At 62.2% G+C, this 22,784-nt stretch carries 19 protein-coding genes; 3 read left to right on the top strand and 16 right to left on the bottom strand.

Going from position 1 to position 22,784, the window contains the following annotated elements; all coding sequences use genetic code 11:
- Nucleotides 1-415: 415 nt before the first annotated feature.
- Complete coding sequence (locus YH62_RS08335; RefSeq protein ID WP_245282069.1) at nucleotides 416-1,360, bottom strand: lytic transglycosylase domain-containing protein; 945 nt, start codon at nucleotides 1,358-1,360, stop codon at nucleotides 416-418.
- A 222-nt stretch (nucleotides 1,361-1,582) separates the two neighbouring features.
- Here YH62_RS08335 and YH62_RS08340 point away from each other — a divergent pair, with 222 nt between their 5' ends.
- Nucleotides 1,583-2,740, top strand: coding sequence for an iron-containing alcohol dehydrogenase (locus tag YH62_RS08340; RefSeq protein WP_046794285.1), 1,158 nt, complete (start codon nucleotides 1,583-1,585; stop codon nucleotides 2,738-2,740).
- 32 nt (nucleotides 2,741-2,772) lie between these two features.
- On the opposite strand, the gene YH62_RS08345 is transcribed toward YH62_RS08340, so the two are convergent.
- On the bottom strand, nucleotides 2,773-3,234 hold the full coding sequence (locus YH62_RS08345) for an Lrp/AsnC ligand binding domain-containing protein (protein WP_046793759.1): 462 nt from the start codon (nucleotides 3,232-3,234) through the stop codon (nucleotides 2,773-2,775).
- Between the two features lie 215 nt (nucleotides 3,235-3,449).
- On the opposite strand from YH62_RS08345, the gene putA reads away from it, so the two are divergent.
- Nucleotides 3,450-7,145 (top strand): trifunctional transcriptional regulator/proline dehydrogenase/L-glutamate gamma-semialdehyde dehydrogenase, encoded by a 3,696-nt coding sequence (putA, locus tag YH62_RS08350; RefSeq protein ID WP_046794286.1) that lies wholly within the window; start codon nucleotides 3,450-3,452, stop codon nucleotides 7,143-7,145.
- 113 nt (nucleotides 7,146-7,258) lie between these two features.
- Here putA and kdgD read toward each other — a convergent pair whose 3' ends face one another.
- Nucleotides 7,259-8,182: a 5-dehydro-4-deoxyglucarate dehydratase gene (gene kdgD / locus YH62_RS08355; RefSeq protein ID WP_046793760.1), complete on the bottom strand. Its 924-nt coding sequence runs from the start codon at nucleotides 8,180-8,182 to the stop codon at nucleotides 7,259-7,261.
- A gap of 89 nt (nucleotides 8,183-8,271) precedes the next feature.
- The gene (locus tag YH62_RS08360; protein ID WP_245282070.1) at nucleotides 8,272-9,009 is read right to left on the bottom strand and encodes a FadR/GntR family transcriptional regulator; all 738 of its coding nucleotides are present in this window, start codon (nucleotides 9,007-9,009) and stop codon (nucleotides 8,272-8,274) included.
- Nucleotides 9,010-9,224: 215 nt separating this feature from the next.
- On the opposite strand from YH62_RS08360, the gene YH62_RS08365 reads away from it, so the two are divergent.
- On the top strand, nucleotides 9,225-10,373 hold the full coding sequence (locus tag YH62_RS08365) for a mandelate racemase family protein (RefSeq protein WP_046794288.1): 1,149 nt from the start codon (nucleotides 9,225-9,227) through the stop codon (nucleotides 10,371-10,373).
- A 78-nt stretch (nucleotides 10,374-10,451) separates the two neighbouring features.
- Here YH62_RS08365 and YH62_RS08370 read toward each other — a convergent pair whose 3' ends face one another.
- The 12 genes from YH62_RS08370 to YH62_RS08425 form a co-directional block, all read right to left on the bottom strand.
- Nucleotides 10,452-11,504 carry a dienelactone hydrolase family protein gene (locus YH62_RS08370; RefSeq protein WP_046793761.1) on the bottom strand — a complete coding sequence of 351 codons (1,053 nt, stop codon included), beginning with the start codon at nucleotides 11,502-11,504 and terminating at the stop codon, nucleotides 10,452-10,454.
- The gene (locus YH62_RS08375; protein ID WP_046793762.1) at nucleotides 11,501-12,250 is read right to left on the bottom strand and encodes a FadR/GntR family transcriptional regulator; all 750 of its coding nucleotides are present in this window, start codon (nucleotides 12,248-12,250) and stop codon (nucleotides 11,501-11,503) included. The genes YH62_RS08370 and YH62_RS08375 overlap by 4 nt, the downstream gene beginning before the upstream one ends.
- 30 nt (nucleotides 12,251-12,280) lie before the next feature.
- The gene (locus tag YH62_RS08380) at nucleotides 12,281-13,039 is read right to left on the bottom strand and encodes an ABC transporter ATP-binding protein (protein WP_046793763.1); all 759 of its coding nucleotides are present in this window, start codon (nucleotides 13,037-13,039) and stop codon (nucleotides 12,281-12,283) included.
- Nucleotides 13,036-13,881, bottom strand: a complete 846-nt coding sequence (locus YH62_RS08385; RefSeq protein WP_046793764.1) for an ABC transporter ATP-binding protein — start codon at nucleotides 13,879-13,881, stop codon at nucleotides 13,036-13,038. Before YH62_RS08385 ends, YH62_RS08380 begins: the two co-directional genes overlap by 4 nt.
- A gap of 10 nt (nucleotides 13,882-13,891) precedes the next feature.
- Entirely contained in the window at nucleotides 13,892-14,761 is an 870-nt protein-coding gene (locus YH62_RS08390; protein WP_046794289.1) for an ABC transporter permease, read from the bottom strand.
- A 37-nt stretch (nucleotides 14,762-14,798) separates the two neighbouring features.
- Nucleotides 14,799-15,815 carry an ABC transporter permease gene (locus YH62_RS08395; protein ID WP_046793765.1) on the bottom strand — a complete coding sequence of 339 codons (1,017 nt, stop codon included), beginning with the start codon at nucleotides 15,813-15,815 and terminating at the stop codon, nucleotides 14,799-14,801.
- Nucleotides 15,816-15,875: 60 nt separating this feature from the next.
- Nucleotides 15,876-17,480, bottom strand: coding sequence for an ABC transporter substrate-binding protein (locus YH62_RS08400; protein WP_046793766.1), 1,605 nt, complete (start codon nucleotides 17,478-17,480; stop codon nucleotides 15,876-15,878).
- Nucleotides 17,481-17,691: 211 nt separating this feature from the next.
- A complete protein-coding gene (locus tag YH62_RS08405; protein WP_046793767.1) occupies nucleotides 17,692-18,420 on the bottom strand; it encodes a copper homeostasis protein CutC in 729 nt (242 codons plus the stop codon).
- A 1-nt stretch (nucleotide 18,421) separates the two neighbouring features.
- Nucleotides 18,422-19,357: an ROK family protein gene (locus YH62_RS08410; RefSeq protein WP_046793768.1), complete on the bottom strand. Its 936-nt coding sequence runs from the start codon at nucleotides 19,355-19,357 to the stop codon at nucleotides 18,422-18,424.
- Nucleotides 19,354-20,223: an ABC transporter permease gene (locus YH62_RS08415; protein ID WP_046793769.1), complete on the bottom strand. Its 870-nt coding sequence runs from the start codon at nucleotides 20,221-20,223 to the stop codon at nucleotides 19,354-19,356. Before YH62_RS08415 ends, YH62_RS08410 begins: the two co-directional genes overlap by 4 nt.
- Nucleotides 20,223-21,143 carry an ABC transporter permease gene (locus tag YH62_RS08420; RefSeq protein WP_046793770.1) on the bottom strand — a complete coding sequence of 307 codons (921 nt, stop codon included), beginning with the start codon at nucleotides 21,141-21,143 and terminating at the stop codon, nucleotides 20,223-20,225. The genes YH62_RS08415 and YH62_RS08420 overlap by 1 nt, the downstream gene beginning before the upstream one ends.
- 49 nt (nucleotides 21,144-21,192) lie before the next feature.
- The gene (locus YH62_RS08425) at nucleotides 21,193-22,743 is read right to left on the bottom strand and encodes an ABC transporter substrate-binding protein (protein WP_046793771.1); all 1,551 of its coding nucleotides are present in this window, start codon (nucleotides 22,741-22,743) and stop codon (nucleotides 21,193-21,195) included.
- Nucleotides 22,744-22,784: the final 41 nt, after the last annotated feature.

The raw sequence follows: 22,784 nt of genomic DNA on the forward strand, positions 1-22,784 counted from the left end.
GGGTGGAGCAGCCCGGTAGCTCGTCAGGCTCATAACCTGAAGGCCGCAGGTTCAAATCCTGCCCCCGCAACCAAGTCTTCCAAAAGATCCACTCAAAGCCCGCCTCGCGCGGGCTTTCTGCGTTCTACCGCAAGCGCCGCGCGCCGACTAACCAAGCGGCTGCCGCAATCCGCCCTCGCCCAAAAGGCGACCACCCCAGCAACCTCCTTCGGATTAAAACGCAAATGGATATGAAGGCCGAGGAGGGAAGAAAATTGATCCAGCGAAACAATTCCACGCAACGGGAAAAGGTCGATCACGGCTTGGCTGATATACGCAGGAACGGCCAGGCCGGCCGGTTGCATCGGAGACTGGCGGTGATGACGCGGCATCGTTTCACCGTATCCGGTGGCAAATTCTGACCGCTTAGATCGTCCTAGTTCTTGAAGACCGTACAGGATCCGCCGGCCCCCTTGATGCGTTCGCAAAGGGAAACCGCCTCCGTGCGGCTTGCCCGTCCGATCCGGGCGGCATAACGCGGTCGGGCGCCAAAATTGCCGCCCTTCTGGCGCACGATCAGAGCTCGCTCGGAATTAAGCGGCGACGGCAGTCTGCCGATGGCATTGGCGAAAAGCCGGCTGGCGATGCCCGGATTGTAATGGGCTGCAAGCTGCACGCCCCAGGGCGCCCAATCCGCCGAGCGGAAGAGAATGGGCTCTCTCAGGCGCCGGTTGCTGGCAAGCTCCACGCAGCTTTCGATGAAGGGCTTGGCCTTGTCGAGGGGAGGAGCGGGCGTTTCGGGGGGATTGTCCTTCCAGGTCTCGGCCGTATGCCCGGTGATCGCAAAGACGTAATCGCGCGTTTCGAGCGGTAGCCGGCCGGTCCTCAGAAAGGATTCCAGGCCGGTTTCACCCGCATTATAAGCCGCTGCAGCAAGGCCAAGATTTCCGAACCGGGTTCTCAGGTCGTTGAGATATCGGGAGGATGCGGCGAGCGCTTCGATGACGTCGAAGCTGTTCGCCAAGCCGCGAAGCTTTGCGGTCGCCGGCATGAATTGGGCGATGCCCTCCGCTCCCTTCGGACTAATGGCATCCGCCCTGAACAGGCTTTCCCGCCAGATGAGGCGTGCGAAGAACTCCGGTGGAAGCGAATTTGTCGATGCCACATGCTCGATGATCTGGCAAAGGTCCCGGTTGTAGCTTTTGGTGCGAATGCACAAGGGCTGGGAACCGTCGGCCGAGATGCTTCGATAAACGCAGGCATCCTCGCCTTCATTCTTCTCCGAGGCAGCGGTGGGTGTCTGGCAGGCTCCCGCCACCCCCAGCGCAATGCCGATGATCATCAGACCGCGATATAGCTTGAACCCGTGAAACCCCGTCATGGCTCGCCCTTGCAGAACTGCATCTCCTCAAGCTGTGGTAGCATTCTAAGCGAGAGCGGCATGAAGATGGAAGCCGTCGATCTTGTTTCTGGTTACCGTCTGGGAAATAGTTCTAAATTGCCCGGCCAGGGACGCGCAGGTGCGGCAAGGCGATGTTCAAGCCGGAGCAGGGGAGGTGAAAATGCGGATGGAGCGGGGATCGTCGCGCGGATGGTGGCCGACGTGAGCGGCTTCGTTTTCAACACCACGAAATCCATCGTTTCGGAAGTCGACGCCAGCGCCCGCATTGCGGATTTGGCCGGTTCGCTGCTCGGCCGCCGGATCGTCCTCGTCACAGATAGAGGATTGCGCCGTTTGGGCATTGTCGATCCCGCGCTTGCCTCCTTCGCCAGGGCGGGCGTCGATGTCGCGGTGTTCGACGATGTCGATGCCGATCCGCCTGAAAGAAATGTATCCGAGCTCGTGGACCTCATCAGATCCCATCATGCGACTGGAGTGATCGCCATCGGCGGCGGGTCGCCCATGGATGTCGCGAAGCTGGGATCGCTGATCGCCGGTGGCGGCGAAAAACTGAGCGATGTCTACGGCGTCAATGTCGCCAAGGGGCCACGCCTGCCGCTCGTCCTCGTGCCGACGACGGCCGGTACCGGTTCGGAAGTAACTCCGATCGCTATCATCACGACCGGCGGCGCGGAGAAGAAGGGCGTTGTCTCGCCGCTTCTTCTGCCGGATATCGCGGTTCTGGATGCAGACCTCACGCTCGGCCTTCCGCCGGCGGTGACCGCCGCGACAGGGATCGACGCCATGGTGCATGCGATCGAATCCTATGCTTCCGCCTCGCCCAACAATAATCCGGTCTCCAACGGGCTTTCCAAGCAGGCGCTGCGGCTCCTGGGCGCCAATATCCGGGAAGCGGTATTCAACGGGAAGAACCGTGAAGCGCGCGGAGCCATGCTGCTCGGTTCGCTTCTCGCCGGCCAGGCTTTCGCCAATTCGCCCGTGGCAGCGGTTCATGCGCTGGCCTATCCGATCGGCGGGCATTTCCATGTCCCGCATGGTCTATCCAATGCGCTGGTCCTAACGCATGTGCTGCGCTTCAACCTGCCCAAGGCAGCTGGCCGGTACGCGGAGATTGCCGCGGATGCATTTCCGGAGCTGGCGGATATCTCCTTCGCCAGGCGGGCGGATGCCTTTATCCATGCGCTGGAAAGACTGGGAAGGGAGTTGAATTTGCCGCAAGGGCTGCGCGAGGTGGGCATTCCGCGAGAGGCGCTGCCGATGTTGGCGCGCGATGCGATGAAACAGACGCGCCTCCTCGTCAACAATCCGCGCGAAATGACCGAGGGCGACGCGCTGGCGATCTACGAGGCCGCTTATTAGCCGCGTTCATCATCTGCCGAGGCCTGTGCTGCTCACCGCTCCTTGACCGATTCCATCACCACCGATGTCGAGGTGCTGGAAACATAGGGAAGGCTGGAGATCTTCTCCCCGAGAATCTCCCGGTAGCGCCGGATGTTCCGCGTCCGGATCTTCAGGAGGTAGTCGAAGCGGCCGGCGATCATGTGACATTCTTCGATCTCGGGAATTTTCCTGATCGCGCGATTGAACTCTTCGAGCGCATTCTCCCGCGTGTCGGAAAGCTTCACCTCCGCAAAGGCGACATGGCTGGCATCGAGCTTTTGGGTATTCAGAATTGCCCGGAAGCCGAGGATGAAGCCCTGATCGACAAGGCGCTTCAGCCGTGCATTCGTCGGCGTCTTGGAGAGTCCGATGCGATTTGCGAGTTCCGTCACGGAAATGCGGCCGTCTTCCAGAACGGCCTCAAGGATCTTGCGATCGAACGCGTCCAATTCGCCTGAGGAATCCAAATTCATGGCCGTTTTCTCCTTGATTGATCCAATCATTGATAAAAAAGACCACAAATCTCAATAGAAAAGTTCGGGTGGTCCGCAGGCCTCATATTATACTTGGTCCATGTATCCCGAGGCGGTCTGAAGGCGCGATCTGTCTGTTTCCGCCGGTCGGGACTATCGGCGCATCCGGCCGATCGATCACCGATGACTATCATTTGGGAAAATATATGCCGTCCATGGAAAACGCCCGCCTCCGTGCCGAGGCCCAGCCAGTTCCGCCGTTCACCGATTTTGCGCCGCCGATCAGGCCCCAATCTTCGCTGCGTGCGGCAATCACCGCCGCTTATCGGCGGCCAGAGGAGGAATGTCTGCCGCCGCTTCTCGACGCTGCCACTCTCCCGGTCGATCTGGCGGACGAGGTCAGACAGACCGCACGGACGCTGATTACTGCGCTGAGGGGCAAGAACCGGGGCTCCGGCGTGGAGGGATTGGTGCAGGAATATGCGCTTTCCAGTCAGGAAGGCGTGGCGCTCATGTGCCTTGCCGAAGCCCTGCTCCGCATTCCTGATACGGCTACGCGGGACGCGCTGATACGCGACAAGATCGCAGACGGGAACTGGAAAGCCCATCTTGGCGAAGGCCGTTCGCTCTTCGTCAATGCCGCCACCTGGGGTCTCGTGGTGACCGGCAGGCTGACGTCGACGGTCAACGACCGGGGACTCGCCGCCGCGCTCACCCGGCTTATCGCGCGCTGCGGCGAACCGGTCATCCGCCGTGGCGTGGACATGGCGATGCGCATGATGGGCGAGCAGTTCGTCACTGGCGAGACGATCGACGAAGCGCTGCGACGCTCCAGGAGTATGGAAGAAAAAGGGTTCGGCTATTCCTACGACATGCTGGGAGAGGCCGCCACGACAGCGGCCGATGCCGAGCGCTACTACCGGGATTACGAAGCCGCGATCCATGCCATTGGCAAGGCGTCCGCCGGCCGCGGGATCTATGAGGGACCGGGCATATCGATCAAGCTTTCGGCGCTGCATCCGCGCTATTCGCGCGCGCAGGCCTCGCGCGTCATGAACGAATTGCTGCCGCGGGTGAAGGCGCTCGCCTCGATCGCCAAGTCCTATGACATCGGCCTGAACATCGACGCGGAAGAGGCCGACCGGCTGGAGCTTTCGCTCGACCTGCTGGAAAGCCTCGCTTTCGACCCCGATCTTTCCGGTTGGGATGGCATCGGTTTTGTGGTGCAGGCCTATGGCAAGCGCTGCCCCTTCGTCCTGGATTTCGTGATCGATCTCGCTCGCAGGGCCGGGCGCCGCATCATGGTGCGCCTCGTCAAGGGCGCCTATTGGGATGCCGAGATCAAGCGCGCTCAGCTCGATGGCCTTGAGGGTTTTCCGGTCTTCACCCGCAAGGTCCACACGGACGTGTCCTACATCGCTTGCGCCCGCAAGCTCTTGGCGGCGGTCGACGTGGTCTTCCCCCAATTCGCCACGCACAATGCGCAGACACTCGCCACTATCCATCATCTGGCCGGTCCGGATTTCGAGGTGGGCAAGTACGAATTCCAATGCCTTCACGGCATGGGCGAGGCGCTCTATGAGGAAGTCGTGGGTCCCGGCAAGCTCAACCGCCCCTGCCGCATCTATGCGCCGGTTGGCACGCATGAGACGCTGCTTGCCTATCTCGTGCGGCGCCTCCTCGAAAACGGCGCGAACTCCTCCTTCGTGCATCGCATCGGCGATCCCAGAGTGTCGGTGGAAGAACTGATCGCCGATCCTGTGGCGGTGGTCCGATCCATGCACGTGCCCGGTGCAAAACATGACCAGATAGCCTTGCCTGCCGATCTTTTCGGCGCGGCGCGGGTCAACTCGGCCGGCTTCGATCTCTCCAACGAGGCCACTCTCGCGGTGCTGTCTAAAGAGCTTGCGGACAGCGCGAAGCTGGACTGGAAGGCTGAGCCCCGGCTTGGCGAAGGCCTGGGAAGCGGCGAAGCCCGCCCTGTCCGCAATCCCGGCGATCATTCCGATATCGTCGGCGAGGTGACGGAGGCTTCGGATGAAGCCGTCCGCAAGGCGGCAGAGTTGGCGCTTGCGGCGGTCGGCCAATGGTCGTCGGTATCGCCGCAAGAGCGGGCGGCATGCCTCGTCCGGGCAGCGGACCTGATGCAAGCCCGCATGCCTCGGCTTCTCGGTGTTGCCATGCGCGAGGCCGGCAAGTCGCTGCCAAATGCCATTGCGGAGGTTCGCGAAGCGATAGATTTCCTGCGCTACTACGCCGAACAGACGCTTCGCACGCTCGGGCCGAACCACAAACCGCTCGGCCCCGTCGTCTGCATCAGCCCCTGGAACTTCCCACTTGCGATCTTCACGGGCCAGATTGCCGCAGCACTTGCCGCGGGCAATCCCGTCCTGGCAAAGCCCGCCGAGGAAACGCCGCTGATCGCCGCCGACGCGGTGAACATTCTTCATGAAGCGGGCATTCCGAGGGGAGCGCTGCAGTTCCTTCCAGGCGACGGCCGCGTGGGTGCGGCCCTCGTTGCGGCCTCCGAAACCGCGGGCGTCATGTTCACCGGCTCTACCGAGGTCGCGCGCCTCATCCAGAAGCAACTCGCCGGAAGGCTGTCCGCGGCCGGCAAACCTATTCCGCTGATCGCCGAGACGGGCGGCCAGAATGCGATGATCGTCGATTCCTCCGCTCTTGCCGAACAGGTGGTAGGCGATGTCATCGCTTCCGCCTTCGATAGCGCCGGCCAGCGCTGCTCGGCGCTGCGTGTACTCTGCCTGCAGGAAGATATCGCCGACCGCACCCTGGCCATGCTGAAGGGTGCATTGGCCGAGCTGCGCATCGGGCGGACGGACCGTCTTTCGATCGATATCGGCCCGGTCATCACCGAGGAGGCCCAGCGCAATATCGAGGCGCATATCGAGAAGATGCGAGCTCTCGGCCGCAAGGTCGAGCAAATTGCCCTGCCGCCGGAGACTGCGGCCGGTACCTTCGTTTCCCCGACGATCATCGAACTCAAGTCGTTTGCCGATCTCGAACGGGAGATATTCGGTCCCGTGCTTCATGTCGTGCGGTTCAAGCGGGAGGAGCTGGATCGCCTTGTGGACGATATCAACGCCACCGGTTACGGCTTGACCTTCGGGCTGCATACTCGGCTCGACGAGACGATCGCCCATGTGACCAGCCGGGTCCGGGTCGGCAATATCTATGTCAACCGCAATATCATCGGCGCCGTGGTCGGCGTGCAGCCCTTCGGCGGCCGGGGACTTTCGGGCACCGGACCCAAGGCGGGCGGGCCGCTCTATATCGGTCGCCTGGTTCAGGATCCGCCTGTGCCGCCGCAGCACAGCTCGGTCTATGTGCATCCCGCGCTTCTCGATCTTGCCCGGTGGCTGCGCGGCCGCGACAACGAGGCGCTTGCCGAACGGGTGCGGAACCTCGGCAGCAATTCCGCGCTCGGATTGAGCCTCGAGCTTCCGGGTCCGGTGGGTGAGAAGAACCTCTATGCGCTTCATTCCCGTGGCCGTATCCTGCTCGTGCCGGAAACGGAGGAAGGCCTCATCGTCCAGCTTGGAGCCGTATTGGCGACCGGCAATACGGCTGTCGTCGATGCCGGCTCCGGTCTCAAGGAGCGGATGGCTGATCTGCCTGCTGCCGTATCCTCGCAGATCACATGGGCGAGCGACTGGAAGGCCGCCGGCCCCTATGTCGGCGTCCTGATCGAGGGCGAAGGGGAAAGACTGCTGGAGATTGCCGGGCGCATTGCCGACCTGCCCGGCCCGCTGGTTCTCACCCAGGCGGCATCTACCGCCGAGCTCCTGGCGCATTCCGAAGCCTATTGCCTCAATTGGCTGCTGGAAGAGGTTTCCACCTCCGTCAACACCGCGGCGGCAGGCGGCAATGCCAGCCTGATGGCGATCGGCTGAGGTGCATATCGAGGAGAGGTGAACTTATCGTTTTCGGTCGAAAGAAACGCCCGCGGCCAACTGGTCGCGGGCGTTTCGCTGCCTTGGGAGGGAAGGCATGACACGTGAAAGGTTCAGGCGACCTTGCGTTGGCGACAGGGTTCGCAGAGCGCCTCGAGCATTCTGATTTCCTCCGCCGTGAGATCGGTGAGCGGCGGACGGACGGTGCCGGCATCGAAGCCCATCAGGCGGACGCCGGCCTTGATGGCGGAAACGGCATAGCCCTTCTGCCGGTTGCGGATCTCCATGAAGGGATAGAAGAAGTCGATGAGAATGCGGTTCGTCGTTGCGGTGTCCCCGGCGCGTAGCGCCTTGTAGAACTCCTGGGCGAGTGCCGGAACGAAGTTGAACACGGCGGAGGAATAGGTCGTGACACCGGCGCCGAGATAGGCATCGGCGAAAAGCTCAGCCGTGGGCATGCCGCCGAGATAGGTGAGCCTGTCACCCATCGTCGCCGTGATCTTGCGCACGAGGCCGATATCGCCCGATCCGTCCTTGAAACCGACGAGATTGGGGCAGGCGTCGCAGAGGCGCGCCAGCGTTTCCGACGAGAGGATCGAGTTGTCGCGATTGTAGACCATGACGCCGATCGACACCGACTGGCACACCGTCTTGATGTGCTGGAAAAGCCCTTCCTGGCTGGCATCCATCAGGTAGTGGGGCAATAGCAGCAGGCCGTCGGCGCCCGCCTTTTCGGCGGACCTTGCGATCGATACAGCGATCCGCGTGCCGTAACCGCAGCCCGAAACGATAGGCGTCTTGCCGGCGGATGCTTTCGCCGCGGCGATGATCTCAGGGATTTCAGCAGGCTCCAGGGAGAAGAATTCGCCCGTGCCCCCCGCCGCGAACAGAACGGCGGCATCGAAACCCGCGAGCCATCCGACATGCTCCTCATAAGCCTTGCGGTTGAAGAGGCCATCCTTGCCGAAAGGGGTGACGGGGAAGGAAAGCAGGCCCGCGCCGAGCGCCCGTTTCAATTCATTGGGATCCGTAGACACGGGAATAATCCTCCAGGAGTTGGCTTTGTCCCGGAAGCTATAAAGAGATACGATCTCTGTCAATAGTTGTATTATGTTTGATGCGGCGCCTATGTACGCCGCATCAGCGAGCGGTAACGCTGCTGGCTTCCTTTGAGGTGCATTCGCATCGCCTCGCGCGCGGCTGTCTCGTCGCGCTCGGCAATCGCGCGGGCGATTCGCTCATGTTCGTTCTGTATTTGCGAAAGATAATCCGGCGGCGAAGTGTCCCCTTCGTCCTCCTGCAGCAACGAGCGCGGGATCATCTGCTGGCCTATCGCTTCCAGGAGTTCGCGAAAGCGCGGATTGTTGGTGGAATCGGCGATGGCAAGATGGAAGGCGCGATCGCTGTCGATGGTCGAAGCGCTGGCGGCGATCTGCTGCTTCATGCTGTCGAGACATTCGAAGATCAGTTCCTGCTGGGCGGGCGAGCAGCGCCCGGCGGCAAGTCCGGCAGCTTCGATCTCGATCGCCGCGCGCACTTCCAGCATCTCGATGATCGAGGAAACCCGGCTGGGATCGACGCCGCGCAGGCCGCGATGGAGGCCCGGTTGCGGGGCAAGCACGAAGACTCCGACGCCATGGCGCACTTCCACGAGCCCGTCGGCACGGAGCGAGGCGATCGCTTCCCGGATGACCGTCCGGCTGACCTGATATTGCTGGGTCAATCCACTTTCGCTGGGGAGCTTCTCTCCGGGTTTCAACTCGCCGCGCAGGATTGCCTCGCGCAGGCGCTGGCTCACGGTTTCGACGAGATTGCGTCCCTTTCTGGGGGGAGCCTCCAGCGTGGTATGATCTGATCTTCTCAAGACGGCCGCTCCGGCTTATTTCTTGGTATTTCCTGCTACTTACTGGCGTAAAAACCTCTTGCTTTGTCAAGAGAGCGAAAGAAATTAATTGACGGCTTCCTGTCGCCTTGTAGTATGACATTTTGCTGAGATATGACGACATGGAGCAGGAAGACAAAATCCTGCTTTCGCCGGGCAGCCGAGATTCCCGCCCCGGCCGGGACAGGAGGAGTTTCGTGAAAATCGTAGATGTCAACGTGCGGGTCTTCGCCCACACGACCCGCCGCCATCAGGATAGCGCCGGCCATGCCCATCCCGGCCCGCCGCACAAGGTCAATCTGGCTCTGATGACCATCGTTGCCGACGACGGCAGCGAAGGCCACTGCTTTGCGGCCCCGGAAGTCGTGCGCCCGCATGTCGTCGACAAGTTCGTCAAGAAGGTGCTGATCGGGGAAGACCCATTCGCGCGCGAAAGGCTCTGGCAGGAGCTTGCCCATTGGCAGCGCGGCAGCGCCATGCAGCTCACCGACCGAACCCTGGCGATCGTCGATTGCGCGCTCTGGGACCTTGCGGGTCGCAAGCTCGACATGCCGGTGCATAAGCTGATCGGCAGCTATCGCGAGAAAATTCCCGCTTACGGCTCGATCATGTGCGGCGACGAGCTGGAGGGCGGCCTGGCGACGCCGGAAGACTACGGCCGCTTTGCCGAAAAGCTCGTCAAGCGCGGCTACAAGGGCATCAAGCTCCATACCTGGATGCCGCCGGTCTCCTGGGCGCCGAATGTCAAGATGGACCTCAAGGCCTGCGCCGCCGTCCGCGAAGCGGTCGGGCCGGATATCCACCTGATGATCGATGCCTTCCATTGGTATTCCCGCACCGAAGCGCTGGAGCTCGGCAAGGGGCTGGAAAAGCTCGGTTTCGACTGGATCGAGGAGCCCATGGACGAGCAGAGTTCGGCCTCTTACGCCTGGCTTGCCGAAAATCTGGATATTCCGGTGCTTGGACCGGAAAGCGCCGCCGGCAAGCATTTCAACCGGGCCGAATGGATCACCTCAAAGGCCTGCGACATCCTGCGGACCGGCGTGCACGATGTCGGCGGGATCAGTCCGGCCATGAAATGCATGCATCTGGCAGAATCCTTCGGAATGCATTGCGAAATTCACGGCAATGGCGCGCCGAACCTCATCGTTGCCGCCTGCTCCAAGAACGCCAAGTGGTACGAGCGCGGCCTTCTGCACCCCTTCCTCGAATATGACGACGGCTTCGAATATCTGAACGCGCTGGCCGACCCGATGGATGAGGAAGGCTACGTCCATATTTCCGACAAGCCCGGCCTCGGCGAGGATATCAACTTCGATTTCATCAACGCTAATCTCGTCGGCTGATCGGCGAACTGCCTCCCAAGTAGGAAGAAGCCCGGTTTTCCATCGAGAGCCGGGCCATTTTCTGCGTGGTTTTGAGAATTAGAGGTGACGGTCGAGCCAGTCGATCGCGTAATCCTGCTGCTCGATCGGGAAAGAGTGGGCTCCCGGCCAGAACCGGGTCTCGATCCGGTCGCAGGCACCCGCGGCGCCCCAGATGTCACGCAATTGCCGAAAGGCTTCATCCGTCACCGGTTCGGGAAAATGCCGGTCCTGCCGACCGCTGAAGATCAGAGCCGGTTTAGGCGCCGCCAGCGCCGCGAAATGCGGGTAATCCAGTTTGCCGGCGATCTGCGGATGCAGCATGCAGAAGGCGGACTGGCCGCGAAGCTGATTGTTGCCGGGCTGCATGAGACCGGCGAGCGTTCCCATCCAGCCGCCGGCGACGCAGGCTTTGACATCGTCGGAAAGGGCGGCGAGCTGCCAGGCGCGCGAGCCCCCCATCGAATAACCGAAACTCGCCAGACGGTTCGCATCGACATCCGGCAATCTGCCGAGCCAGACCAGAGCCTCCAGATCTTCGCGCAGGATGACCGAGGCGAGCGAGATGCCGAATTGCATCAGGTTAGCGGCAAGAGCCTGCTGCGCCTCGTAACCATTGCCTTTCCGGCTTCCCCAGCCAATGGCGTCGGCGCTGAGCACGGTATAGCCGCGCCGGACGAGTTCGTTGCCGACATGACGGCCGCCATATAGCCGCGCCGTCCAATGATCGATCTCGGCAGCGATTTCCGGGCTCTCTCCCGGCCGCAGGATCATCTTTTCCTTGCCGATGGAGAAGTACGAGCCGTGGTCATGCAGCAAGAGTACCGCAGGCGTCGGGCCGCCGGTATCAGGCCGAAGCAGATAGGCTTTTGTTACCTCGCCGTTCGAAAAACGAAATTCGAGTTCTTGGCCCCTGCAGCCCTCGTCGCTCCACTCGCCGACGACCAATGTCTCGGCGGGGGCGATCGCCTCGATGCCCAGCGCCTCCCGGACCTTGGCTCGCGTGCGGTGCTTCCAGGTGGTGAAATCTTCATGCAGGTCGAAATTCCAGGCGAACGAGAGATTATCGCGCAGCCTCGCGGCAAGGCTCGACATGTTCTCACCATCTATCATGGCGTGTTCCGAGACCTCTCGATCAGTCGATCGCGGCTATCTGTGAGGTGCTTGCGCATGGCTGCACGCGCTTCGTCGGCATCCTGTGCTTCGATCGCATGAAAGATTGCGCGATGCTCCTCGCTGACGCGCATGAGATGCCCGATGAAAGTCGCGTCACTCACCGTATGGGCCTGCATGCGCATGCGGGGCATCAGCGTTTCGCCGAGATAGTTGAATATCTGGTAGAAATGCTCGTTCTGGCTGGCGGCCGCAACGGCGCAATGGAATTCGAAATCCGCCTGGGTATTGCGGTCGAGATCGCGGATTGCGTTGTCCATCGCCGTGAAGGCGGCGGCCATGGCTGTAATGTCCGCCTGGGTTCTTCGCTCGGCGGCAAGCGCGGCGGCTTCGGACTCTATGCCGATGCGCAGCTCAAGGCCCTTGAGTACGTTTTCGACCCTCATGAGGTTTTCACCCGTGAGCCGAAACGGCGTCACGCCGGCATCCTCACGAACGAAAACGCCGATACCGTGGTGGATCGAGACGTGCCCGCTCGCATTGAGATTGGCGATTGCCTCGCGGACGACCGTCCTGCTGACGCCCAATTCGTCGATCAGCGCTTTTTCCGTCGGCAGCTTCGAGCCGCGCAGATATTCCCCGAGCTTGATACGCTCGGTGATCGTGCGGACGACCTGAGAGCTGAGCGTTTCCTTTCGACGCCAGGTTGCCGTCTGTGGAAGAGACTTCTCGGCTTCAATGGTCATCGCTGCTCCTCTCGGGATCAAAGCCCAAACCTAGACAGCTTGGTCGTATTCGAGGCTCGCCTGTATGAGGTCCCTGGCATAGGGGTCGCTCGCCCGGCCGGTGGCCAGAACGTCACGGCTCATGATCTCGACCAGCCGTCCGTGCTGCATCACCGCCAACTGCTCGCACATATGGTCGATCACCGCCAGATCGTGCGAGACGAAGAGATAGGTAAGGTTTCGCCTGGCACGTATATCCGCAAGCAGGTTCAGCACCTCCGCCTGCACAGAGACGTCGAGCGCCGAGGTCGGTTCGTCGAGAAGCAGGATGCGCGGTTCGAGGATGAGCGCCCGGGCGATCGCCACGCGCTGCCGCTGGCCGCCCGAGAGTTCATGGGGATAGCGCGACAGGAAATCCGGGTTGAGGCCGACGTCGATCAAAGCCCGCTCCATGCGCTCCACCTGACGGTCCATGCGGTGGATACGCAAGGGCTCCTGTAGCGCCGTGCGGATCGACTGGCGCGGATGGAGCGAGCCGTAGGGGTCCTGGAAAACCATCTGTACCATCCGGCAGTATTCGTCGAAAGGCATGTCGCGCACCGATTGACCGGCGATCAGGATATCGCCCTCCCAGGCTTTCAGCAGTTGCGCGATGCAGCGCAGGATGGTGGATTTTCCCGAGCCGGATTCCCCAACGAGGCCGAAGGATTCGCCCGCTTCTACCGAGAAGGAGACATCGCCGAGGATGCGCCGCTTGGCTGCGCCAAAGCCGAGATCGATCGACAGGTTGCGAACCTCGATGGCGTTCATGCCCGCACCTCCTTGATGTCGCGGTTCAGCACCGGAAGCGGCTTGCGGCTGCCGCCGATATGCGGCTGGGCGGCCAAAAGCCCGCGCGTATAGGGATGGGTGCAGTTCGTCATGTCGCGGGCGGCCCGCTCCTCGACGACCTCGCCGGAGCGCATGACCAGCACCCGGTCGCAGAAGTTGCGCACCAGATTGAGGTCATGGCTGATCATGATGAGGCCCATGCCCTTTTCGGTCACCAGCTCGTTCAGGATTTTCAAAACCTGCATCCGCACAGTCACGTCGAGTGCGGATGTCGGTTCGTCGGCTATGATGATCCGCGGTTCGGGGATCAGCATCATGGCGATCATGATGCGTTGGCCCATGCCGCCCGAGACCTCATGCGGATAAAGGCCGAAGACGCGTTCCGGATCGCGGATCTTCACCGCCTCCAGCATTTCGAGCGTCTTCTGTTTCGCGGCGTGCGAGGAGGCCCGCGTGTGCACCCGATAGGCCTCGGCAATCTGGTCGCCGACGCGATGCACCGGATTGAGCGAGAACTTCGGGTCCTGCAGGATCATCGAGATGCGCCGGCCGCGGATGTCGAGCATCTGCTTTTCGCTAGCGGCCAGAAGATCGGTGCCGGAAAAATCCATTCGGTCCGCTTCGATACGGGCTGTCGGCAACAGTTTCAGAAGCGCACGGCCTATCGTGGATTTGCCCGAACCGGATTCTCCGACGATGCCGAGCCTTTCCCGCCCGAGCTCGAAGGAAACGCCCTTCACGACGGTGTTGTAGGTTTTGCCGCTGCGATAGCTGACGCTCAGCTTTTCGACGCGAAGGAGAGCTTCTTGGCTTTTGTCCATGGCGTGATCCTCAGCGCTGTTTCGGGTCGAGCGCATCGCGCAGCCCGTCGCCCAGCAGGTTAAAGGCCAGGCTGACGAGCAGGATGGCGCCGCCGGGGAAGGCGACCAGCCACCAATTGTCCAGCATGTAGCGGCGGCCGGTGGCGATCATCGCCCCCCATTCGGGCAGCGGCGGCTGGGCACCGAGGCCGAGAAAACCGAGGCCCGCCGCTGTCAGGATCACGGTCGCCATGCTGAGCGTCACGCGCACCAGAACCGAGGGCAGGCACATGGGCATGATCGATTTCACGATGATGCGCAACGCCGAGGCGCCCTGCATGCGCGAGGCCGAGATATAGTCCGCACCCCGAAAGGTGAGCGTTTCGGCGCGCGCCAGCCGGGCGATCGGCGGCCAGGCCGTGAGCCCGATCGCGATGATCGCATTCTCGAGCCCGGCACCGAGGGCGGCTACGAAGGCAAGCGAGAGGATGAGGCTCGGGAAGGAAAGAAAGATATCGGTGATCCGCATCATGAACGTATCGTACCAGCCACCGAAATAGCCCGCCGTTGTGCCGACGATGAGGCCGATCGGCCCGACGATGACCGAGACGATGGTGATGATGGTGAGGCTGATGCGCGTGCCGTAGACGATGCGGCTCAATATGTCGCGGCCGAGCTCGTCCGTCCCGAACCAGTGGGCGGCGCTCGGCGGCTGCAGCGCGTTGCCGAGGTTGATGATGTTCGGATCATAGGGTGCGATCACCGGCGCAAGAAGCGCCGTGAGCAGCAGTATGGTGATGACCACAAGACCGAAGGCCGAGGTTGGGCTGCCGAGTAGCTCGCGGAAAAGCGAGACAAGCTGGCGCAGCGCCAGGCTCTGCTTTCGACGGGTTTCGGGCATGGTCGCATCCTGGGAGTGTAGAAGGTTGGCTGTCATGTCAGCGCGTCCTCGGATCGAAAATCTTGTAGAGGGCGTCGGAAAGCAGGTTCAGCGCGATGAAGATGACGCCGACCAGGAGCACGCAGGTCATCACGGCATTCATGTCGCCGATCAGCATGTTGCTGGTCATGTATTGGCCGAAGCCAGGCCAGGAGAATACCGTCTCGATCAGCACCGCGCCTTCAAGAAGACCGCCATAGGCGAGCGCCACGATCGTCACGAGCTGCACGCGGATGTTCGCGAATGCATGATGCCAGATCGTGCGGCTCTTCGAGAGCCCCTTCACGCGGGCGGTGGTGATATATTCCTGGTTTAGCTGGTCCAGCATGAAGCTGCGTGTCATGCGGGTAATGTAGGCCATCGAGGAATAGCCGAGAATGCTGGCCGGGAGCATCAGGTGGTTGACCGCATCGGCGAAGACTTCCCAGTCTCCGGCAATGGCCGCGTCGATCAGGATGAAGCCGGTTCGGTCGGGAACGAGGCCGACATAATAATCGGAAAGGCGTCCGCCGCCGCCGACTAGATCGAGCGCGGCATAGAAGATAATGAGGCCGATCATGCCGGTCCAGAAGATCGGCATGGAATGGCCGATCAGAGTGGCAAACCGTATGACGTGGTCGGCCGGCTTGTTGCGCTGGACAGCGGCAAGGATGCCGAGGGGAATGCCGAAACCCGCGCCGAAGATGATCGCGAAGGTGGCAAGTTCGATCGTGGCGGGCATGACATGCAGGATATCGTTGATGACCGGCTGCCCCGTCCGGATAGAGACGCCGAAATCGCCATGCGTGAGGTCGTTCACATAGCGGATGAACTGCTGGTAGAGCGGCAGGTGCGCGCCGATGCGCTCGGCGACCATTTCGTAGGTGGCCTGGTCCGCTTCCTCCCCGACGATGGCCCGCACCGGATCGACCGGCATCAGGCGTCCGATGCAGAAGGTCAGGACAAGCAGGCCGATAAGGGTCGCCGATACGGTGCCCGCCTGCCTTGCGAAGGCGAAAAGACGCTCGTTGCTCATGGAATTTCCTCGGTATCGCAAGCTTTCCGCCGCCGCGCGAGGCACGGCGGCGGCAGGCGATTATCTTTCCTTCGTCACGGTGCGAAGTTCAGTCGACCAGGACGCGTTGAGCTCCAGACCCCTGATGTCGGCCCGGAAGCCGACGCTGTCGACCACCTCGGCGAATGGCTGGATGGCTGGAACCATGTCGGCGTAATAGGTCTGGATTTCCTCGTATTTCTTGATCTGAGCCTCCGGATTGGCTTCCACGAGCGCCTCGTCGATCATCTTGTTGATCTTCTCGTCGTAGAAGGAGGTCCGCCAGCCCTGGAAGTTGGTTAGCTTCGCCTCGTCCGAATTGTCGGGATTGTAGACGATGGAGCGCAGATTCGAGTCTGGATGCGGCAACTGCCCGCCGCCGCCGCGGCCGACGATAAGCTCGAACTTCCGTTCGCGCATCGCGCCATAGATCTGGTCGCCGGAACCGGTGATGATCTCTGCCTTGATGCCCGCCTGAGCGAGCGTCGCCTGGATGGCCGGCGCGAGATTCACGAACGGAGTGTCCGAGATCGCCCGGAGCGTCGTCGAGAAGCCGTTCGGATAGCCGGCCTCCGCAAGCAGGGCCTTGGCCTTCTCCACGTCCAGCTTGTAACCGATACTGGGAAGAGCGCCGGAGATCCCGGTCTGGATCGGACGGTCGCGGAACTTGCCGAAATAGGGCAGGACGCTGTCGTTGAGCCCCTGGTAGTCGATGAGGTAACGCAGCGCCTCGCGAACCTTCTGGTTCTTGAATTTCTCGTCCTTCATGGAAACGGCGAGATAGTAGAAGCCGCTGCCGCCGATTGTCTGGACCTTCACGTCTTCGTTGTTCTCGAGCGCCTTCAGGTCGGCTGCCGACATGGAATAGGCGATGTCGATATCGCCCTTTTCCAGCATCAGCCGCTGGCTCTGGGATTCGGCCAGATGGCGCATGATGATGCGACGCATCGCCGGAGCGTCGCCCCAGTATTCGTCATTGCGGTCGAGGGTCACCCGCTCGTTGGAACGCCATCCCTCGAGCTTGAAGGGACCGGAGCCCGCCGAATTATTGGTCAGCCAGGCATTGCCGAGGTCGCCATCCTTCTCCTGCTCCGTCACGGCCTTGCTGTCGAGCACCGACCCCGGACCGACAAGGCAGAGCGTCATGATGATGATCTGTGGATCGACCTTCTTCGGAAGCTTGATGACGACGGTATGCTCGTCCGGCGCGGTGAAATTCTCTTCCGCATTGGCGGCCGTGAAGCCGTGCGTCTTCAGCGAGGTCGATTGCGCAAGATTGAGCTTCATCACCCGCTTGAGCGACCAGACGACGTCGGCCGAGGTCACCGGATTTCCCGACGCGAAGGTGGCGCCCTCGCGCAGCTTGAAGGTGATCGTGGAATTGTCGTCGCCGACCGTCCAGCTTTCCGCCAGTTGCGGGTCAATCTTCGAGCGGTCGGCGGCGTTCAGCGAAACGAGGTTATCATATATGTTCGCTAGAACCTGCACGGCCTCCTTGCCGGTAATGGCGGCAGGGTCGAGCGTCAGGATATTGTTCATCGAAAAGCCGACCACCAGCATATTGGGCGGTGTTTCGGCATAAGCAGGCTGCATAAGCAGCGCGGACCCGATCAGGATCGACGATATCGTATTGAAGATTGGCTTCATCAGTGCTCCTCCTGCGCCACCATGATCCTGCCTCCGCAAGATCGCTCCTCACTTAAAAGAGATATGACCTCTTATATCTCCTGTCAAACGGAAAGCGTCCAGTGCCGGCCCGGTGCTGCGTTCCTCCTTGTATTCTCTTGGCCTTTTCGGAATGGGCGATTTCGGGACGCCGGAGCCATGTCGGATGACGTAGGCCCTCGCTCAGGGCATGCTATCTGGAAAGGCGGTCGAGGAAGGCGCGCATTTCCTTCACGATCCCGGCGTCGGTGGCGTAGGATCGTGGCGGCTGGAAACCGAAGGCGACCGCTCGCTCGTCTTCGTTTTCAACCAGCCGGCGGCAGGAGCTATGGACCTCTCCCGCGCCTGTTTCCATCACCACCCGCTCGACGGTGGCGAGATTGACGCCGCCGCCAGGCATGATCGACACCCGGCCGCTCGCCTGCCTTACGAGGCGTTTCAACACGTCGATGCCATCCAGGCTGGCTGTCGCAAGTCCGGAGGTGAGGATGCGCTCGACGCCGAGGCTTGCGGCCTGTTCCAACGCCGCATCCGCATCGGGGGTCAGATCGAAGGCGCGGTGGAGCGTAACGCCGAGGCCTCGGGCGCGCTCCATCAGCCGCTGGAGAAGCGAAAGATCGAGCGTCGTGTCCGGGTGGTTGGCGCCGGTCACTACGCCCGCAAGTCCGGCCGCGCGAACTGCATCGATATCCGCCATCATCGCAGCCTCGTCATCGCCATCGAAAACGAAGTTGCCTGCGCGTGGCCGGATCATTGCGTAGACGGGGATCGGCGCTTGCGCGGCAAGCGCCATCAGGCCGGGAGAAGGGGTGAGGCCGCCTACATCGAGCGCCGAGCAAAGTTCGACGCGGTCCGCGCCGCTTTCGATAGCCGCAGCCAGGCCCTGCGGGCTATCGACACAGACTTCGAGAAGAATGCGCATTTCAGCCTCCCTGATGACCGAGCACCGCGGCCCCCACCAGACCGCCGTCCTCCTGGCGAAGCGCCGGCGTCACCAGCGGATGGTCGAAGCGGTTGAGGACGCGCCCACGCACGGCCGCGTCGAGAGCGTCGATCAACGGCGTGACCGACGCAAGCCCCCCGCCGACAGGCACGATTGAGGCGCCGGTAATGTGGACGGCAAGTGCCAGTGGATCGGCGACGAGTTCGAGATAGACGGCGACCGTCCTCGCCGCACGGCTTTCACCCGCTAGCCATCCCTCCAGAATGCGGTGGCTGCTCTCTGTCCGGCCATGCAGATGAAGATGCAGCCGCTCGATGCCGCGTGCCCCGCCGATCGTATCGACGCAGCCGGATTGCCCACAGCCGCAGGAAAAGCGTGGTATGTGGATCGGCCCCTCACCATTCCGAAGGTCGACCGAGGTGTTGAGGATCGGCCCGTGCCCCCATTCGCCGGTCACGCCGCCGGCGCCCTTCACGAGCCGTCCGTCGATGGCAAGTCCACCGCCGATGCCGGTCCCCATGATCGCGCAGAAAACGACGGAATGTCCGCGCCCGGCGCCTTCATTGGCCTCGGCGAGTGTCAGGCAATCGGCATCGTTTGCGGCAAGAACGGGTCGGCCGAGGATCGCCGCCAGCGCGGTGCTGAGATGCCGGCCGGTCACGCAGGGAACATTTGCAGAGGTCGCGATCCCGTTGCGGGGATCGACGAGGCCGGCGATAGAAAGCGCAAGTGGCGATGTGGGCGCTCCTGCGCCGGCATGGCGGTCGAGCAGCGTAGCGAGGGCGGCGGCAAGTTCGCTCCAGGAGTTCGCCGGTGTCGCTACCTTCTCCAGGAGCTCGAGCGCGCCCGGAGAGGTGGAAACCGCAAACTTCATGAAAGAGCCGCCAATATCGACGCAGTAGACGGGAATGCTCATTTGCGCGGGTCCAGAAGGTCGCGCAGGCCGTCGCCGAGAATGTTGAAGCCGAGCACGGTTATCATGATGGCAAGCCCCGGAAACAGCGACATCCAGATGTTGAGGCCGAGGTAGTTGCGGCCATCGCTCATCATCGCGCCCCATTCGGGAAGCGGCGGCTGGGCGCCGAGCCCGAGGAAGGAAAGGCTTGCTGCCGAAAGGATCACCGTGCCGGCGGTGAGCGTCGATTGCACGATGATCGGCCCGATGGCGTTGCGCAGGATGTAGTGTGTCATGATGCGGCGGCGGGAGATGCCGAGCGAGATAGCCGCCTCGACATATTCCTGGCTTTTCAGCCCGAGCGTGAGGTTGCGGCTAAGCCTAGCATACACCGGCACGGAGAATATTGCGATCGCGATCAGGAGATTGACGAGGCCCGGGCCGAGCACGCTGACGATGAGGATGGCGAGCACGATGCCGGGGAAGGCGAAGAGAATATCCATGATCCACATGATCGCCTGGTCCAGATAGTGGCCGCTCATGCCGGAAAGAATGCCGAGCGGAACGCCGAGGATGACGGCAAGTCCGACGGCGAGCACGACCTCGATGAGCGAAATGCGCGCGCCGTAAAGAACGCGCGAGAGGATGTCCCGGCCGCTGTCGTCGGTGCCGAAAGGATGTCCCCAGGAGGGAGGCAGCATGGTCGCAAGCAGATCCTGCTCGTATGGATCGGCAGGCGCGATCATCGGTGCGAAGATGGCGGCCAGCACAATCAACCCGATCAGCAGACCACCGAGAGCAATGCTTCTGTGGGATGCCACCCAGCGCAGGCTGCGGACCAGCCAGGATCGGCGCACGGTTTCCATTCCGGTTTCGAGCGCCGCCATCAGTCGAGCCTTATCTTGGGATTGAGGAGGGCGATCAACATTTCAGCGAGGAAGTTCATCATCACCACGCCGGTCACGGCGACCAGTGTCACGCCCTGGATGACCGGATAGTCGCGATAGCGCACCGCATCGACGAGCAGCCGGCCGATGCCCGGCCAGTTGAAGACGGATTCTGTGACCACCGCCCCGCCGATCAGGCTGCCGAAATTGAGGCCGACAATGGTGATGATCGGGATCAGCGCATTGCGGAGCGCATGGCTCCAGTAGATGGAACGCGGCGCGACACCCTTGGCATAGGCGGTGCGGATATAGTCCTGCGACATCACCTCGATCATGCTGGAGCGGGTCATTCGGGCAATCACGGCCATCGGCAGCACGGCGAGCGTGATCGAGGGTAGAATGAAACTCTTCCAGGAAGAAGCGCCGAGCAGCGGCAGCCAGCCGAGCTTGACGGAGAACGTGTTCATCGCCATCAGCGCCAGCCAGAAATTGGCGACGGACGCACCGGCGCTTGCCAGGATCATGACCGCCTGATCGGGCCAGCCGTGCCGGTGGATGGCGGCGATCATGCCGGCCGGTACGCCGATGCCGATCGCCAGAATATAGGCGGTGATAGCGAGGCCAATGGTGAAGGGCAGGCGCTCGGCGATTTCGTCCACCACCGGCAGTTTCGACTTGATCGATATGCCGAGATCGCCCCGGATCGCGCCATGGGCGAAGGAGGCATATTGTTCGGGCAGGCTGCGGTCGAGGCCGAGCCGCCCGGTCATGGCATCGACCGCCTCCTGGGTCGCTTCCGGACCGGCCATCAACCGGGCAGGATCGCCCGGCAGCGCCCGGATCGCCACGAAGACGATGAGCGAAACGCCGATGAGGATCAGCGGCAGGGCCAGCAATTTCTTGGCGATATAGGCTTTCATCGACCGCTATTCCGGCTGGATACGGGCGGCCGAACCGCCCGGCACCCGGCTACTCCTTGGTTGCGTCCTTGACCACGATGAGGCCGCCCGGAATGACCCAGGCGCCGCTCACATTGGCGCTGGCCGCATAGAGGTCCTGTTTGGTGAAGAGCAGCACATGCGGCGCCTCTTCGTTCACCAGCTTTTGTGCCTCGACATAGATCGCGTTGCGGGCGGTTTCATCGAGCGTGGAAGCCGCCTTGTCGATGAGGCCGTCCAGCTTCTCGTCGCTGAAGAAGCCGAGATTGGCGCCGGTCGGCGAAGCGCTCGCGGAATAATAGAGCGGGCGGAATTGCAGGTCCGCGCCGTTCACGCCGGAAGACCAGGAGGCGATCGCCGAGGCCGTGCCGTCCGCTTCCTTGCCGGCGGGGTCCTGGAAGGCTGCCTTGGACCACACGCCGCTTTCCATGCGGCGGACGTCGAGCTTCACGCCGACCTTGGCCCACATGGCCTGAAGGAGTTCGCCGATGCGCGCCTCCTGCTCCTGTACGATGGTCGACATTTCGAAACCGTCCGGATAGCCGGCTTCGGCAAGCAGAGTCTTGGCCTTCTCGACGTCATTGCTATAGGGAGCAAGCGACTTGTCATAGCCAGGCGTGACTGGCGCGAGTGGCGAGTTCGCGGGCGTGGCGAACCCTTGCGTGAAGGCTTTCACGATACCCTCGCGGTCGGTTGCGTAGTTCAGCGCTTGACGTACCCGCACGTCGTCGAGGGGCTTCATCTTGGTGTTGAGTGACACCCAGAAGACGGCCGAACCATCCGTCTTGCTGAGCTTCATTTCGGGATTGGCGCCCGCCTGCGCGGCAAAGGCGGAAGGGAAGGGATTGACGACGTCCACCTCGCCGCTCTGGAGCGCCATGTTCATCACCGAGGGCTCGGCTGTCCAGGTCCATTTGATCTCGTCTTCGCCCTTGGGCGCGCCGCCCCACCAATCGGTGTTCTTCACCTGCAATACATATTCGCCGGACTTGTATTCGGCGAGCTTGTAGGGGCCGGTGCCGACGGCCTGACTGCCGATCGTGCCGGCGGCTTCCGCAGCGGGGCTCACCATCAGGCAAGGCCCCGTGCTCAGAAGTGCGAGAAAGGCCGGGTACTGGGTCTTCAGCTTGAACTCCACCGTCATGGGATCGACGGCGATCACGCTTTCGAGGAAGGTGCGCAGCCTGCCGCTTGCGGCAAGGCCACGCTTGGTATCGAGATGGCGATTGAAGTTCTTGACCACGGCATCGGCATTGAAGGGCGTGCCATCATGGAATTTCACGCCCTCGCGCAGCTTGAAGGTCCAGACGAGGCCGGAAGGATCGGAAGACCATTCGGTGGCGAGCGCCGGCTTCAGCGAAAGATCGGGATCGCGCTTGATAAGCCCTTCATACATGGGGTCGAGCAGGGCGGCGGTAAACGTGGCGGTCTGGTCGCCGGGGTCCATGGAACGCGGCGCTTCGCTCTGCATGACGTTCAGGGTCGCCGCCATGACGGCGGCAGGCATCATCAGGCTGCCGGCAACAGCAGCCGCCAGCGCGAGGCGCCTGGCCTTGGACGGATTCCGGTGGAAGATGTTCATGATCGTTCACCCCTGATTGTTGTTGAAACAGGGCGGATCGC

This window comes from Rhizobium sp. LC145, assembly GCF_001005825.1.
Taxonomy (GTDB): Bacteria; Pseudomonadota; Alphaproteobacteria; order Rhizobiales; family Rhizobiaceae; genus Neorhizobium.

What these genes read in the sequence shown, in the direction of transcription:
- YH62_RS08420 (WP_046793770.1), bottom strand. Translation starts at nt 21,143, where the DNA reads ATGAAAGCCTATATCGCCAAGAAATTGCTGGCCCTGCCGCTGATCCTC.
- YH62_RS08415 (WP_046793769.1), bottom strand. Translation starts at nt 20,223, where the DNA reads ATGGCGGCGCTCGAAACCGGAATGGAAACCGTGCGCCGATCCTGGCTG.
- YH62_RS08425 (WP_046793771.1), bottom strand. Translation starts at nt 22,743, where the DNA reads ATGAACATCTTCCACCGGAATCCGTCCAAGGCCAGGCGCCTCGCGCTG.
- YH62_RS08380 (WP_046793763.1), bottom strand. Translation starts at nt 13,039, where the DNA reads ATGAACGCCATCGAGGTTCGCAACCTGTCGATCGATCTCGGCTTTGGC.
- YH62_RS08410 (WP_046793768.1), bottom strand. Translation starts at nt 19,357, where the DNA reads ATGAGCATTCCCGTCTACTGCGTCGATATTGGCGGCTCTTTCATGAAG.
- YH62_RS08385 (WP_046793764.1), bottom strand. Translation starts at nt 13,881, where the DNA reads ATGGACAAAAGCCAAGAAGCTCTCCTTCGCGTCGAAAAGCTGAGCGTC.
- putA (WP_046794286.1), top strand. Translation starts at nt 3,450, where the DNA reads ATGGAAAACGCCCGCCTCCGTGCCGAGGCCCAGCCAGTTCCGCCGTTC.
- YH62_RS08400 (WP_046793766.1), bottom strand. Translation starts at nt 17,480, where the DNA reads ATGAAGCCAATCTTCAATACGATATCGTCGATCCTGATCGGGTCCGCG.
- YH62_RS08335 (WP_245282069.1), bottom strand. Translation starts at nt 1,360, where the DNA reads ATGACGGGGTTTCACGGGTTCAAGCTATATCGCGGTCTGATGATCATC.
- YH62_RS08370 (WP_046793761.1), bottom strand. Translation starts at nt 11,504, where the DNA reads ATGATAGATGGTGAGAACATGTCGAGCCTTGCCGCGAGGCTGCGCGAT.
- YH62_RS08390 (WP_046794289.1), bottom strand. Translation starts at nt 14,761, where the DNA reads ATGCCCGAAACCCGTCGAAAGCAGAGCCTGGCGCTGCGCCAGCTTGTC.
- YH62_RS08345 (WP_046793759.1), bottom strand. Translation starts at nt 3,234, where the DNA reads ATGAATTTGGATTCCTCAGGCGAATTGGACGCGTTCGATCGCAAGATC.
- YH62_RS08405 (WP_046793767.1), bottom strand. Translation starts at nt 18,420, where the DNA reads ATGCGCATTCTTCTCGAAGTCTGTGTCGATAGCCCGCAGGGCCTGGCT.
- YH62_RS08375 (WP_046793762.1), bottom strand. Translation starts at nt 12,250, where the DNA reads ATGACCATTGAAGCCGAGAAGTCTCTTCCACAGACGGCAACCTGGCGT.
- YH62_RS08395 (WP_046793765.1), bottom strand. Translation starts at nt 15,815, where the DNA reads ATGAGCAACGAGCGTCTTTTCGCCTTCGCAAGGCAGGCGGGCACCGTA.